Below are 14,066 nucleotides of genomic sequence, written 5' to 3'. Positions count from 1 at the left end.
CCGCGTCAGGCCGGGACAGGCTTCCGCAGCGGCAATCTGCCGCTATTCGCCCGGGTGTTTGGCCGGCTCGGAATGCATCCGGCGCACGCGGCGCACGCCCCACCAGACCAGCAGGATGGCGACCGGCACCGAGGCGGCGGTGACCACCTCGGGCGCGAAAGCATGGCCGAAGATCGAGGCGCCCTTGGCGACGTAGCCTATGAGACCGACGACATAATAGGAGACAGCGGCAACCGAGAGGCCTTCGACGGTCTGCTGCAGGCGCAGTTGCAGTCGGGCGCGGTTGTTCATCGAGGCAAGCAGGTCGCGGTTCTGCTTCTCGACCTCGACATCGACCCAGGTGCGCAGCAGCGTCGTGGCGCGGGTCAGTTTGCGCGACAGATTGGCTTGCCGCTCCTCGACCGAGCGACAGGTGCGCATGGCCGGCGCAACGCGGCGCTGCAGGAACCCGCCCCAAGTATCATAGCCGGGCACGGCCTCTTCCTCGAGCGCCTCCAGCCGCTCGACGACGATGCCGTCATAGGCGCGGCTGGCGCCAAAGCGGTAGAGACTGGAGGCAGCGTCGGCCTCCAGTTCGGCGGCAAGCTCGGTCAGGTCGGCGAGCAAGGTCTGGCTGTCACGGGTCTCAGCAACCTTCATTTCCAGCGTGGTCTGGGCCAGCCTGTCCTCGATGCGGCGGGCGCGGCCCGACAAGGTCAGCGCCAGCGGCAAGCCGAGCATGGCGAGCGTGCGGTAGGTTTCGATGTCGATCAGTCGTTGCGAGAGCGCCCCGGTGCGCGCCGGCGTCAGGCCACGGTCGAGCACCAATATGCGGGTCATGCCGTCGCCATCCTGGCGGAAATCCGTGACGATGGCCGCATTGCCGCGCTCGACCAGCGAGTAGCAAAGGCTGGTCGGGTCAAAAGCGGCGATCAGCCGCTCGCTCGTCTGCGTCCATTTGCGGATCTCCAGCCGAATGCCCGAAATGACGGTGCCGGGCGGCGAAAAGCCGTTGCCGAAGGGCGTATCCTCCTGCGCCCTGCCGCTTTCGGAAAGCGGGCCTTCCCAGAGATAGGTCGAGAACTCCGTATGCCGTTCCCAGCGCAGCGAGCCCTTGCCCCATTTCATGGCGTGATGGCGGGCCTGACGGTCAGGCGCGGCGATGCCGAGACGCCGCGACAGTTCGGAAAGCACGGCATGGTCGACGCCGGAACCGCCCTCGGTCATGAAGGCGAGTTGCACCAGGACCCGCGGCTTTTCGATGAGCGGATGCGGCCTGGCATGGACCTCGCCCAGCGCACCGGGCCGGCCCTCATGCGCGGGGAAACCCATGACGCTGCCCTTGGCGCGCGGCTGGAATTCGAGATTGGACGGGTCGTCTGACACGGCTTGTCCCCCGGGGTTCTCTAGACCCTCTTGCAGTCGCGTCCTCTAGAGCCAATAGGCTGACGACGCAAACAACAAAGTTTAGCCGAAGATGATATTGCGCCGGACGGCGAAACCGACACGTTTCGACCAATTGGATAAATAATTTGACCAGTTGGCGACGCAGGCTTTATCCTGCGCGACACCGGTCCAATTCCCAGGCACAGCTGTTGAGCGATATTTTTTCCAGGATCGAGCATTCGCGCACCGCCGACGAGGTGGTGCAGCAGATCGAGAGCCTCATCCTCGAAGGCGTGCTGCGCACCGGCGACCGGTTGCCGGGCGAGCGCGAGCTGGCACGCCAGTTCGACGTATCGCGGCCGATCCTGCGCGACGCGCTGAAGGCGCTGGAAGGGCGTGGGCTGCTGACGACCAAGGCCGGCGGCGGCACTCATGTCGCCGACATCATCGGCCAGCTGTTCACCAAGCCGGTGGCCGACCTGATCTCGATGCATCGCAAGGCGGTGACCGATTATCTGGAATATCGCCGCGAGATCGAAGGCATAGCCGCCGAATATGCCGCGCGGCGCGCCACCCCGGAGGATCTCGCCCTGCTCGACCGCATTATGGCGCGCATGGACGAGGCGCACCGCACCGGCGATTTCGACGACGAGGCCGAGATCGACGTCGAGTTCCATCAAGCGATCTGCGAATGCGCGCACAACATCCTGCTTTTGCACACGCTGCGCTCCTGCTACCGGCTTTTGTCGGAAGGCGTCTTCCAGAACCGGCTGCTGGTCTTCACCGTGCCCGGGGCGCGCGAGGCACTGCTGGCGCAGCACAAGGCAATCCACGCCGCGGTCAAGGCCGGCGATCCCAACGCTGCCCGGCACGCGGCAATGGACCACATGACCTATGTCGAGCGGTCGATGGCCGAAGCCGAGCGCAGCGGCGACTGGCAACGCGTGTCACGGCTGCGGCTGCGGCAGCGTTCGGAAGCCGGCGACACCGAACCGGCGCGCAGACGCTCCTAGTAGTACGATCAAGCGGGAACCATCATGAGCGACATTCTCACCATCGCGGACCTCAAGGATCTCGCCCGCCGGCGCGTGCCCAAGATGTTTTTCGACTATGCCGATTCAGGCGCCTGGACCGAGAGCACCTATCGGGCCAACGAGGAAGATTTCCAGAAGATCAAGTTCCGCCAGCGCGTGATGGTCGACATGAGCAACCGGTCGCTGGAATCGACCATGATCGGCCAGAAAGTGTCGATGCCGGTGGCGCTGGCGCCGACCGGCCTGACCGGCATGCAGCACGCCGATGGCGAGATGCTGGCGGCGAAGGCGGCGGAGGAATTCGGCGTGCCTTTCACCCTGTCGACGATGAGCATCTGCTCGATCGAGGATGTCGCCTCGGCGACGACGAAACCGTTCTGGTTCCAGCTCTATGTGCTGCGCGACAAGGATTTCGTGCTCGATTTGATCGACCGCGCCAAGGCGGCGAAATGCTCGGCGCTGGTCCTGACGCTCGATCTGCAGATCCTTGGCCAGCGCCACAAGGATGTGCGCAACGGGCTTTCGGCGCCGCCCAAGATGACGCTGGCCAACATCATCGACCTGGCCAGCAAGCCACGCTGGTGCCTGGGTATCGCCGGCACCAAGCGCCGTACCTTCCGCAACATCGTCGGCCACGCCAAGGGTGTCGGCGACGTGTCTTCGCTGTCGTCCTGGACAAACGAGCAGTTCGACCCGCAGCTGTCGTGGAAGGATGTCGCCTGGATCAAGGAACGCTGGGGCGGCAAGCTGATCCTGAAAGGCATCCTCGACAAGGAGGACGCGCTGATGGCGGCCAAGACCGGCGCCGACGCGATCGTGGTTTCCAACCATGGCGGGCGCCAGCTCGATGGCGCATCGTCCTCGATCATGGTGCTCGAAGAAATCGCGGACACGGTCGGCGACAGAATAGAGGTGCATATGGACGGCGGCATCCGCTCCGGCCAGGACGTCCTGAAGGCGCTCTGCCTCGGCGCCAAGGGCACCTATATCGGCCGGCCGTTCCTTTACGGCCTCGGTGCGCTCGGCAAGGAAGGGGTTACCAAAGCGTTGGAAATCATCCGCAAGGAGATGGACATCACGCTGGCTCTGTGCGGAAAGCGTCTAGTCACCGACATGGGCAAGGACCAGCTCCGGCGCTAGGGTCCGGTGACAGCCTGACCACGGAGACCACGACGCGTTGGCGGAACCCGGCATCCATTTTCTCGACGCTCATGGGCCGGAGGGTGTGCGTCTTTACGCAATCGGCGACGTACATGGCCGGCTCGACCTGCTGGCCGCCATGCACCAGCGGATCGAGAGCGAGTTGGAGTGGAAACCGGTTCGCGACTGGCGGGTGATCCACCTCGGCGACTATGTCGACCGCGGACCGGACTCCAAGGGCGTCATCGATTTTCTGATCGCGGCGCGGGAACGCGATCCGCGCCATCTCATGCTCGCCGGCAACCACGACATCGGCTTTCTCGATTTTCTCAGAACCCCCGAGCCGGAAGGGCTTTTCATGCGCTATGGCGGCGTCCAGACGGCGCTGTCCTATGGCGTGTCGCTGACTGCTGACGCCAGCTGGTTCGGCAAGATGGAGACGATGAGACGCGGACATCAGGCCCTGCTCGAGGCGATGCCGCCGGGCCATGTCGATTTCCTGCGATCGCTGCCGTTCTCGCTAACGTTCGGAGACTTCTTCTTCTGCCATGCCGGCATCAGGCCGGGCATTCCGCTGGACAAACAGAATCCGCAGGACCTGATCTGGATCCGCGACGTTTTCCACGATCACACCGGCCTGTTCCCGAAGATTGTGGTGCACGGCCACACACCTGTCCCCGAGGCCGAAGTGATGGCCAACCGCGTCAATGTCGACACGCTTGCCTGGCAGTCAGGCATGCTGACCGCGTTCGTCGTCGACGGTGCGGACAAACGCATCCTGGAAATGGCTATAAAGGGAGCTTGAGCCCAGCCGCGTCGCAGGGAATGCGTCGCGAGGGGGCCGGCTTTCTTAGCGAAGCGAGGCGGTGACGCCGTAGCCGTCGACGGCGTTGTGGTTGTTGGCGGCATCGGCAGAATAGATGCCGAGACCGCACAGCACGATGGCGGACAACATGGCAAAGGACAGAAGCGCTGCTTTCACGGACGTCATCTCTTGTTGAGCTTCCTGCATCTGTGCACCAGGCGGTTACCAATGCGTTGAAACGGAGAATTCGCTTCAAAGTTTCGACGATTTCGCGCTTCTAAGCGCGTTCTGTATCGGAGGTGTGTCGCACGGGTCACACAAAAGGTTCATTTCGGTTGCACAGCCGATGCAGAGCGCGCGCCTTCTAGGATGGCGGCCGGACACAAGCCAAGGATGAAAGCAGTTTTCCCCAGCCGGTTTCACGGTTGCGTGCCAATTATGTCACGCGGAGCGCGAGGGGCAGGCGCTTAGATCGTGGCTACCCAGGCGCGGGCAATCGCCATACCGGCGGCATCGGCGTCGGGTCCGTTAAGGGCCATTTCGCCATCGAGCTTGTCGGCCCAATCGGGATGCCGCGAAGCGATGGTCGACGCGAAGGAGGTACTCCAGTCCTTCACCATCGGCCGGTCGGCCTCGAAATGGAACTGGAAGCCATAGATGGCGCGTCCGACACGGAACGCCTGGTTTTCGGCGACTTCGTTGGCGGCCAGCCGCACGGCGTTTTGCGGCAGATCGAACGTGTCGTCGTGCCACTGGAAGATCGGGAATTTTTCCGGCAGGGCGCCCAGCACCGGATCGGCCTTGGCGTCCGGCGTGAGCGACACGCCGCGCCAGCCGAATTCATTGGCGCCGCCGATGCGGTTCTCGCCGCCGAAGGCGCGGGCGACGAGCTGGCTGCCAAGGCAGATGCCGAGCACGGCGCGGTCCTTGCCGGCGAAATCGCGGGTGAGTTCGAGCAGCGCGGGGAAATAGGGGTACTCATCATCGGCCAGCGCATTCTGGCCACCGCCGAGCACCACCATGGCATCGTGCCCGGTCGCATCTTCAGGAAGGGGATCGCCTTTGTAGGGGAGGCGCACGTCGAGATCGGCGCCGGCTTCCGCAAGTGCGGCACCGACCTGGCCGAGGCCGGTATTGTCGTAGTTCTGGACCACCAGCACCCGCATCGCAAAACCCTGCTGACATGAAAATGATGCCACGAGCGATATCATGCCGCCCGCATTGCAGCCAAGATGCGTATTCCAGGAGAGAACTATGCCACTGCAGAACCGGGTCGATGCGTTCGGCGCCATCCACACCGTGCCCGAGCGCGGGCTGTTCACCGGCAATCGCGGCATCATCCACGACCCCGCGACCAAGACGTTGTTGAAGAAGCGCTGGGCGCTTCAGGCCTGGATCATCTGCGTGTGCCAGTTTCGCAATGTGCGGCGCGAGCCGATGGGCCGTAACAGGCCGGGAGGCAAGGCCGGATGGACCGAGCTTTTCTTCCTAGACGAAATGACGGCGCTGGCCGCCGGTCATCGGCCGTGCTTCTTTTGCCAGCGCGAACGGGCCAAGGATTTTGTCGGCCGCTTCGGCGAAGCCTTCGGCATTGCCGAGCCGCGCGCGCCGATGGTCGACAAGCGCCTGCACAAGGAGCGGCTGGCGTCGGGTGGCAAGCCACCTGTCGTTGTCGCTGAAGACCTTCGCGGCCTGCCAGATGGCGCCATGGTTGCGGATGGGGGCAAAGCCTATGCACTGCGCGGCGGCAAGGTGCTGCGCTGGTCGTTCGCCGGGTACGGCCCACCCGCCGATTTCGGTTCACTCGGCGAAAAGGCGCTTATGCTGCTGACCCCGGGGACGACACTAGCCGTCCTGCGGCACGGTTTTCGGCCGGTGTGGCATCCATCCGCCAAGGCTTGACGCCAGCGGCCGGCTCGCTCATTCCTCGGCCATGCGCGCCAATTACAAGATGCAACGTCTGTTCGTGCCTGACGATCTCGGGCCGGATGCCGAGTTCGACGCCGACCAGCAGCAGAGCCACTATCTCATTCATGTGCTGCGGCTTGGCGAAGGTGCCGAAATCCTGCTGTTCAATGGCCGCGACGGTGAATGGTCGGCGGCCATCGCGGCGAAATCTAAGAAAGCGGTGAGGCTTAGGGTACAGACCCTGCAGCGGCCGCAGCCACCTCTCCCCGATCTCATCTATTGTTTCGCGCCGCTGAAGCAGGGGAGGCTCGATTATCTCGTGCAGAAGGCGGTCGAAATGGGCGCGGGCATTTTGCAGCCCGTTATCACGCAGCACACGCAAGTGGCCAAGCCTTCCATCGATCGGCTGCGCGCCAATGTCGTCGAGGCCGCCGAACAATGCGGCATACTGGCGGTTCCGGAAGTGCGAGAAGCAGAAAAATTCGAACGCCTGCTGGCCGGCTGGGACAAGGAAAGGCGGCTGGTCTTCTGCGACGAGGACGCGTCGACCAACAATCCGCTGCCAGCCTTGCGGGCAGTGAAGGAGAAGAAGCTCGCGCTGCTGGTCGGGCCGGAGGGCGGCTTTTCCGATGACGAGCGCAAGATGCTGCGCGCCCTGCCCTTCGTGACCGCCATTCCGCTCGGCCCACGCATCCTGCGCGCCGACACGGCGGCGGTGGCCGCCCTTGCAGTGATGCAGGCAACCGTCGGAGACTGGTAGGACGTCATGTCTTGCAAGAGGCCGCCCGGATCGTGGCCTTCAATTCCTCTTGACCTGTGGCTCAGGATTTTTCGCTTGATCGGCTACTGACATTTCGTCCATTTACCGCCGGCGGTCACTCGACCGCACTTTGATTGGGCACATGATCCTTCCCGAAAATCGAAAGGTCGATTTTCCGGGTCATGTGCGGAGGGCTTGATCATGGCGCGCGACACAACCGATTTCCGGCCGATCGAAGGCGTCGACGAACTCGTCGACCACCTGGCCGAGGGCAACAAGCCGCGCGACAAATGGCGCATCGGCACCGAGCACGAGAAGTTCCCCTTCTATGTCGACGGCAACGCGCCCGTGCCCTATGGCGGCGAGCGCGGCATCCGCGCCATCCTCGAAGGCATGCAGTCGAAGCTCGGCTGGGACCCGATCATCGACGACGGCCGCATCATCGGCCTGGTCGAACCGACCGGCCAGGGCGCGATTTCACTGGAACCGGGCGGCCAGTTCGAGCTTTCCGGTGCGCCGCTGGAGACCATCCATCAGACCTGCCGCGAGGGCAATGCGCACCTGGCGCAGGTGCGCGAGATCGCCGAGCCGATGGGCATCCGCTTCCTCGGGCTGGGCGGCAGCCCGAAATGGTCGCTGGCCGAAACGCCGAAAATGCCGAAGTCGCGCTATGAGATCATGACGCGCTACATGCCCAAGGTCGGCACCAAGGGCCTCGACATGATGTACCGCACCTGCACGATCCAGGTGAATCTCGACTTCGAGAGCGAGGCTGACATGCGCCGCAAGATGCAGGTGTCGCTGAAGCTGCAGCCGCTGTCGACGGCGCTGTTCGCCAACTCGCCCTTCACCGAAAGCCGGCCGAACGGCCTGCAGAGCTGGCGCGGCGACATCTGGCGCGACACCGACAACCAGCGCTCGGGCCTGCTCGAATTCTGCTTCTCGCCCGATTTCGGTTTCGCCGACTATGTCGAATGGGCGCTCGACGTACCGATGTATTTCGTCATCCGCGACGGCCACTATCACGACATGACGCACATCACCTTCCGCCAGTTCATGGCCGGTGCCGCGCGCAACGAAGTGCCGGACGGCCTGCCGACCATGGGCGACTGGGCGAACCACCTGTCGACGCTGTTCCCCGACGTGCGGCTGAAGCGTTTCCTCGAAATGCGCGGCGCCGATGGCGGCCCGTGGCGGCGCATCTGCGCGCTGCCGGCCTTCTGGGTCGGGCTGCTCTACGACGAGGCCGCACTTGATGCGGCCGAGGCGTTGACCGCGAGCTGGACCTACAAGGAAGTGCTGGCGATGCGCAACGCCGTGCCCGAACTCGGCATTGCCGCGCCCTTCCGCAACGCCACGCTGCGCGAGATGGCGCGTGACGTGCTGGCCATTTCGCGCACCGGGCTGAAGAACCGCGGCAAGAAAAACCGCGACGGCTACGACGAAACCTCGTTCCTCAACACATTGGACGAGGTGGTCGCGCGCGGCACGACCAGCGCCGAGGAGATGCTTTCGGCCTACCACACGCGCTGGGGCGGCTCGATCGAACCGGTGTTCATGGAATACGCCTACTAAGCTGGCGCGTTAGGGAGCGGCAAAAGCCGCTTCAATCGACCGTTGAAACGAATTAGGCTCCCTTCCGAGGAATTCAGGAGGAGAAGCCGATGCCTACCTTGTTCGACATGCTGGCGCAGGCCCAAAACGGCAATGGCATGCAGGCGCTTGCCCAGCAATATGGGCTTTCGATGCAGCAGACACAGGCCGCGGTCGCCGCCCTGCTGCCGGCCTTTTCGCAGGGGTTGCAACGCAACACCGCCGATCCTTACGGGCTCGGCGCCTTCATGACGGCGATGGCAAGCGGCCAGCACGCCAAATATTTCGAGGACGCGACGCGCGCCTTCTCGCCGCAAGGCGTCGACGAAGGCAATGGCATTCTCGGGCATCTGTTCGGCTCGAAGGACCTGTCGCGCGCCGTCGCCAGCCAGGCGGCGCAGGCGAGCGGCGTCAGCCAGCAGATCCTGCAGCAGATGCTGCCGGCGATCGCCTCGATGGTGATGGGCGGACTGTTCAAGCAAACGACAAGTCAGATGCAGGCCGCAGGCGGTTTCGGCGGCGGCAACAATCCGCTCGGCGAGATCATCGAGCAGATGATGCGCCAAGGCGGCATGCAGGCGCAGGCGCCACAGCAGCGCCAGGCACCTCAGCCCCAGAACCCGATGGACAACCCGCTCGGCAAGGTCTTGCAGGACATGTTCGGCGGCGGCGCACCGCAACCGCAGCCGCAGCCGGCACCCAATCCCTATGGCGACAATCCATTGGGGAAGGTGCTGCAGGACATGTTCGGTGGCGGTACCCCGCAGCCGCAAGGCCGGGCGCAGCCGCAGCAGACGCAAAGCCCCTATGGCGACAACCCGCTCGGGAAAATCTTCGAAGAGATGCTGCGCGGAGGTGGTGGAGGTGGCTTCGGCATGCCTGGGGGGCAGCCGGTGCCGCAGCCGCAAGCTCCACAGCAGCGCCAGGCGCCGCAGCCGCAGACCAATCCGAGCGGCCGGCCAAGAAACCCGTTCGACGATCTGTTCGGCAAGATGTTCGAGACCGGCGCCCAGCAGCGTGACGACTACCAGAAGGGCGTAGAAACGATCTTCGACCAGTTCAAGCGGGACATGGACCGGCGGTAGGTGCCAAACCTACGGCCCTTTCTGAGCAGGCCAGAAAAGAAGAGCCCGGTCCTTGGGAGGACCGGGCAACGTGCAGGCAGGCCGGCGGGGAACCGGCAGGGAGTGGTGAGCCTGCATAATCCTTGGTCGCGCTGAATCTGAAAAGGTTCAATGCGGCCGAAAATCAGCCGATCAGGCCACCTTGCGGGCGATGTCCTCGATCGTTTCGACGCGATCGCTGGCGATTTCGCGCAGGATCGCCGTCGGGTCGCGGCCGAACGGCACGTCGATGGCGACATGCAGGTCGGCGCGCGTCAGGCCTATATCGGCGAGTTCGGCGTCCGACATCTCGCCAAGGCGGTAGAAGGCGCGACGGTTTTTCCAGGCGCGGTAGAAATTGAAGACGGTGTTGGCCACGCGCATCGCAACGGCCGGACGCGAGGTGATGCGCGAGGTCTCGGTGGCGAAATCGATCGTGGTCATGTCTGTCTCCTTCGGAGTCGAGCGGACGAAACCAAGCAACAGGCGCTGGCGACAGCGGCCGTTTCGGCTTCGATTCACATGCCTTCATGTGGATGTCAGCAATTTGCCATCGGACGATTGATTAATCCAACGAATGTTTTTAATCTTTACCATCAACACCAGTGATGGATCATGCCGATGAAAGCGCCGCTCGATCTCGATCAGTTGCAAACCTTCATTTCGATTGCCGATACCGGCAGCTTCACGCGGGCAGCCGAAGAGGTGCACCGGACCCAGTCGGCGGTGTCGATGCAGATGCGTCGGCTGGAGGAGCGGATAGGCAAGCCGTTGTTCGAGAAGGAGGGGCGCAGCAACAGGCTGACGGAGGAAGGCGACAAGCTGCTCTCCTACGCAAGACGGCTGCTCTACCTCAACCGCGAAACACTCGCCGCCTTCGACGACCAGCGGCTTGAAGGCACGATCCGCATCGGCACACCCGACGACTATGCCGACCGCTTCCTGCCCGAGATCATGGCGCGCTTCACCCGCTCCAATCCGCGCGTCGAGCTGACCGTCATCTGCGAGCCGACACCGGGGCTGGTCGAGCACATCAAGCGCGGCAATCTCGACCTGGCGCTGGTGACGCACAATGATGTGCGCGGCCAGTCGGAAGTGGTGCGGCGCGAGCCGCTGCTGTGGGTCACCTCGGCCAATCATGCGACGCATGAAGAGGAGACGCTGCCGATGGCCTTTGGCCGGCCGAACTGCATCTGGCGGCGCGCCGCGGTCGATGTGCTGGACCAGCAGAACCGCGACTATCGCATCCTGTTCACCAGCTTCTCGGCGACCGTCATCACCGCCGCGGTTCTGTCAGGCCTGGCGATCTCGGTGCTGCCGGAATGCGCGCTCAGGCCCGGCATGCGGGTGCTGGGCGAAGCCGACGGCTTCGGCGCCCTGCCCGACTGCCGCATCGGCATCATGCGCGGCCAGACCTCGCGGCCGGAGATCGTCGATGCGCTCGCCCGCCACATCTCGGAGAGCCTGGACAACATCTCGGTGCCGCTCGTCGAAGAGGCCGGGACGTTCGATTTCGCGGCACTTGCCTACGCCAAGATCAGGCGGACCAAGGCGAACCAGATCCTGCCGGGCTGGTAGGAAGGATCGTGGCGCCTTGACGCGGGGCGCCAACCAGCCCCCAATCGGCCGATGAGCGAAGCAGCATCCGAATCACGCACCAACGCCACCGAATACACGGTGAGCGAGATTTCCGGCGCGCTGAAGCGCACGGTCGAGGACGTCTTCGGCAATGTGCGGGTGCGCGGCGAAATCTCGGGCTATCGCGGCCCGCATTCCTCCGGCCATGCCTATTTCGCACTGAAGGACGACCGCGCACGGCTCGATGCCGTGGTGTGGAAGGGCACGATGAGCCGGCTGAAATTCCGCCCCGAGGAAGGGATGGAGGTGATCGCCACCGGCAAGCTCACCACCTACCCCGGCAAGTCCAACTACCAGATCGTCATCGACAATCTGGAGCCTGCCGGCGCAGGCGCGCTGATGGCGCTGCTGGAAGAGCGCAAGCGCCGGCTGCAGGCGGAGGGGCTTTTCGATGCCGGCCGCAAACGCCGGTTGCCGTTCATGCCGCGCACAATCGGCGTCGTCACCTCGCCGACCGGGTCGGTCATCCGCGACATCATCCACCGCATCAAGGACCGCTTTCCGCTGCATGTGCTGGTCTGGCCGGTGCGCGTGCAGGGCGATACTGCGAGTGCGGAAGTGACCAATGCCGTCACCGGCTTCAACGCGCTGGCCTGGGATGGCTCCATCCAGCGCCCCGATCTCCTGATCGTGGCGCGCGGCGGCGGCAGCCTGGAGGATCTGTGGGGCTTCAACGACGAGGCGCTGGCCCGCGCCGTTGCGGCCTCCGGCATTCCGGTGATTTCCGCTGTCGGCCACGAGACCGACTGGACGCTGATCGACCTCGTCGCGGATGTGCGGGCGCCGACCCCGACGGGCGCCGCCGAAATCGCGGTGCCGGTGAAGGCTGACCTCGAAGCGACGCTGGCCAGCCTTGGCGCGCGGCTCAAGGCGGCGGTGTTGCGCAATTTCGAACGCAAGCGGCAGGCCGCCCGCGCGGCGGCGCGCGCCCTGCCCTCACCCGATCAATTGCTGGCGCTGCCGCGCCGACGCCTCGACGAGGCGACATCCAGGCTCGGTCGTGGCCTGTCCGTCAGCGTCGATCGCAAGCGGGCGCGTCTCCAGGGCCAGAGGCTGACGCCGGCTACGCTGTCGCGACGCATCAACGAGGCGCGCACGCTGACCGGGCGTGACCTCGCCCGCGCGCAGGCGGCGTTCTTTGCCATTGTGCGCGAACGGCGCGCACGCTTCGCGCGTACCGCGACGCGGCTGTCGCCGGCGCCGATCGCACGCCGGCAGAAACTGCAGGCCGACACGCTGGCGGCGCTCGCCAGGCGGCAAGATCGGGTCATCTCGCTGCGGCTCGAACGCCTGCGCGGCCAGTTGAGCCAGGCCGAGCGCCTGCTGACCACGCTGTCGCACAAGGCCGTGCTCGCGCGCGGCTTCGCGCTGGTGAAGAATGCCGACGGCGCCGTCATCAAGCAGGCGGCCGACGTGGTATCGGGGATGGCGCTTACGCTGGAGTTCGCCGACGGCACGGCGGATGCGGTGGCGACCAGCGGTGCGGCGCGGCCAAAGCCGGCAGCCAAGCCATCAACAAAGGCCAAAGAACCCGGCAATCAGGGATCGCTGTTCTGACCATGACCGACAATCCGCACCATCTGGCGACGCCCAGCGGCAAACCGCGCGCGCGAAGCTTCGGCATCGGCTTCGACGGAACGCCCGGGCCGTTCAACGCAATCACCGACCTACCCGGCGTCGCGGTCGGCTATGCGACGCTGATTTCAGGCGACGGGCCGCTCATCGTCGGCAAGGGGCCGGTACGCACCGGCGTCACGGCGATCCTGCCAAGACCGCTCGCCGACTTGGCCATACCGGTCTTCGCCGGTATTTTCAGCCAGAACGGCAATGGCGAGCTGACCGGCTCGCACATCATCGAGGAAACCGGCGCTTTCAACTTCCCGATCACCATCACCAATACGCACTCCTGCGGTGTTTCGCGTGACGGCACGCTGCGATGGATGCAACGCGTACTGCCCACCGCGGTCGACAGCGCCTGGGGCCTGCCGGTGGCGGCGGAGACCTATGACGGGTTTCTCAACGACATCAATGGCCACCATTTAACCTTCGATCACGTTGCCCAGGCACTCGATGACGCAACCGGCGGCCCGATCGAGGAAGGCAGCGTCGGCGGCGGCACCGGCATGATCACTTTCGGCTTCAAGGCCGGCTCGGGCACGGCGTCGCGCATCGTTGGGTGGCAGGGAAATTCCTACACGGTCGGGGCCTTCGTGCAGTCGAATTTCGGCAAACGGCGCAATTTTACCCTTCGTGGCCTGCGCGCCGGATCCGAACTCACGGAGCCCGCGATCCGCGAAGGCACGCCACGCGCCGAAAAGGGTTCGATCATCGCCGTTGTCGCCACCGATGCGCCGTTCCTGCCGCACCAGATGAAGCGGCTGGCACGCCGGGTGCCGCTGGGCGTCGCGATGACCGGCGGCTTCGGCTATCACAGCTCAGGTGACATCTTTCTCGCCTTCTCGACAGCCAATCCTGCCGCCGCACTTGCGCCGTCGGGCCGTATCGCCAAGGCCGATTTTATTCCCGATACAGACATCGATCCGTTTTTCGATGCCGTGATCCAGACGGTGGAGGAATCGATCCTCAACGCCCTGGCCGCCAATGACGACATGACCGGTCGCAACGGCAATTTCGTGCCGGCGCTGCCGAAGGCTTGGCTGAAAGAAAAGTTTGGGCTGAAAGAGAAATTGGGCTGAGACGAAAACGCGGGCCAAAGGGCC

14 protein-coding genes are annotated in these 14,066 nt (G+C 64.5%); 10 read left to right on the top strand and 4 right to left on the bottom strand.

Annotation, left to right across the window (positions count from 1 at the left end; genetic code table 11):
• Positions 1 to 42: 42 nt before the first annotated feature.
• A complete protein-coding gene (locus MAFF_RS28215) occupies positions 43 to 1,365 on the bottom strand; it encodes a DUF3422 family protein (protein ID WP_010914419.1) in 1,323 nt (440 codons plus the stop codon).
• A 209-nt stretch (positions 1,366 to 1,574) separates the two neighbouring features.
• On the opposite strand from MAFF_RS28215, the gene MAFF_RS28210 reads away from it, so the two are divergent.
• From MAFF_RS28210 to MAFF_RS28200, 3 genes are read left to right on the top strand one after another with little or no spacing between them, the layout of a single operon-like run.
• On the top strand, positions 1,575 to 2,378 hold the full coding sequence (locus MAFF_RS28210; RefSeq protein ID WP_010914418.1) for a FadR/GntR family transcriptional regulator: 804 nt from the start codon (positions 1,575 to 1,577) through the stop codon (positions 2,376 to 2,378).
• Between the two features lie 24 nt (positions 2,379 to 2,402).
• The gene (locus tag MAFF_RS28205; RefSeq protein ID WP_010914417.1) at positions 2,403 to 3,539 is read left to right on the top strand and encodes an alpha-hydroxy acid oxidase; all 1,137 of its coding nucleotides are present in this window, start codon (positions 2,403 to 2,405) and stop codon (positions 3,537 to 3,539) included.
• A gap of 37 nt (positions 3,540 to 3,576) precedes the next feature.
• Entirely contained in the window at positions 3,577 to 4,344 is a 768-nt protein-coding gene (locus MAFF_RS28200) for a metallophosphoesterase family protein (RefSeq protein ID WP_032929028.1), read from the top strand.
• Positions 4,345 to 4,389: 45 nt separating this feature from the next.
• On the opposite strand, the gene MAFF_RS38390 is transcribed toward MAFF_RS28200, so the two are convergent.
• The gene (locus tag MAFF_RS38390; protein ID WP_162034344.1) at positions 4,390 to 4,530 is read right to left on the bottom strand and encodes a hypothetical protein; all 141 of its coding nucleotides are present in this window, start codon (positions 4,528 to 4,530) and stop codon (positions 4,390 to 4,392) included.
• 281 nt (positions 4,531 to 4,811) lie between these two features.
• The gene (locus MAFF_RS28195; protein ID WP_044549465.1) at positions 4,812 to 5,510 is read right to left on the bottom strand and encodes a type 1 glutamine amidotransferase; all 699 of its coding nucleotides are present in this window, start codon (positions 5,508 to 5,510) and stop codon (positions 4,812 to 4,814) included.
• Positions 5,511 to 5,598: 88 nt separating this feature from the next.
• Between MAFF_RS28195 and MAFF_RS28190 the strand changes: the two genes are divergently transcribed.
• The 4 genes from MAFF_RS28190 to MAFF_RS28175 all read left to right on the top strand — a co-directional run bounded on the left by MAFF_RS28190 (position 5,599) and on the right by MAFF_RS28175 (position 9,690).
• On the top strand, positions 5,599 to 6,246 hold the full coding sequence (locus MAFF_RS28190) for a hypothetical protein (RefSeq protein WP_010914413.1): 648 nt from the start codon (positions 5,599 to 5,601) through the stop codon (positions 6,244 to 6,246).
• A 31-nt stretch (positions 6,247 to 6,277) separates the two neighbouring features.
• Positions 6,278 to 7,012: a 16S rRNA (uracil(1498)-N(3))-methyltransferase gene (locus MAFF_RS28185; RefSeq protein ID WP_010914412.1), complete on the top strand. Its 735-nt coding sequence runs from the start codon at positions 6,278 to 6,280 to the stop codon at positions 7,010 to 7,012.
• Between the two features lie 201 nt (positions 7,013 to 7,213).
• Complete coding sequence (locus MAFF_RS28180) at positions 7,214 to 8,587, top strand: glutamate--cysteine ligase (RefSeq protein ID WP_010914411.1); 1,374 nt, start codon at positions 7,214 to 7,216, stop codon at positions 8,585 to 8,587.
• Positions 8,588 to 8,676: 89 nt separating this feature from the next.
• Positions 8,677 to 9,690: a DUF937 domain-containing protein gene (locus MAFF_RS28175; RefSeq protein ID WP_010914410.1), complete on the top strand. Its 1,014-nt coding sequence runs from the start codon at positions 8,677 to 8,679 to the stop codon at positions 9,688 to 9,690.
• A 171-nt stretch (positions 9,691 to 9,861) separates the two neighbouring features.
• Here the strand turns inward: MAFF_RS28175 and MAFF_RS28170 are convergent, their stop codons facing one another.
• Positions 9,862 to 10,152: a DUF1127 domain-containing protein gene (locus tag MAFF_RS28170; protein WP_019860034.1), complete on the bottom strand. Its 291-nt coding sequence runs from the start codon at positions 10,150 to 10,152 to the stop codon at positions 9,862 to 9,864.
• Positions 10,153 to 10,329: 177 nt separating this feature from the next.
• Between MAFF_RS28170 and MAFF_RS28165 the strand changes: the two genes are divergently transcribed.
• From MAFF_RS28165 to MAFF_RS28155, 3 genes are read left to right on the top strand one after another with little or no spacing between them, the layout of a single operon-like run.
• Positions 10,330 to 11,286: a LysR substrate-binding domain-containing protein gene (locus MAFF_RS28165; protein WP_032933113.1), complete on the top strand. Its 957-nt coding sequence runs from the start codon at positions 10,330 to 10,332 to the stop codon at positions 11,284 to 11,286.
• A gap of 51 nt (positions 11,287 to 11,337) precedes the next feature.
• Positions 11,338 to 12,903 carry an exodeoxyribonuclease VII large subunit gene (gene xseA / locus MAFF_RS28160; protein ID WP_010914407.1) on the top strand — a complete coding sequence of 522 codons (1,566 nt, stop codon included), beginning with the start codon at positions 11,338 to 11,340 and terminating at the stop codon, positions 12,901 to 12,903.
• 2 nt (positions 12,904 to 12,905) lie between these two features.
• Positions 12,906 to 14,042 carry a P1 family peptidase gene (locus MAFF_RS28155; RefSeq protein WP_010914406.1) on the top strand — a complete coding sequence of 379 codons (1,137 nt, stop codon included), beginning with the start codon at positions 12,906 to 12,908 and terminating at the stop codon, positions 14,040 to 14,042.
• Positions 14,043 to 14,066: the final 24 nt, after the last annotated feature.

Source organism: Mesorhizobium japonicum MAFF 303099, assembly GCF_000009625.1.
GTDB classification, from domain to species: Bacteria; Pseudomonadota; Alphaproteobacteria; order Rhizobiales; family Rhizobiaceae; genus Mesorhizobium; species Mesorhizobium japonicum.
Note: the sequence above shows the minus strand (reverse complement) of the source record. Positions and strands in the feature narration are given on the sequence as shown.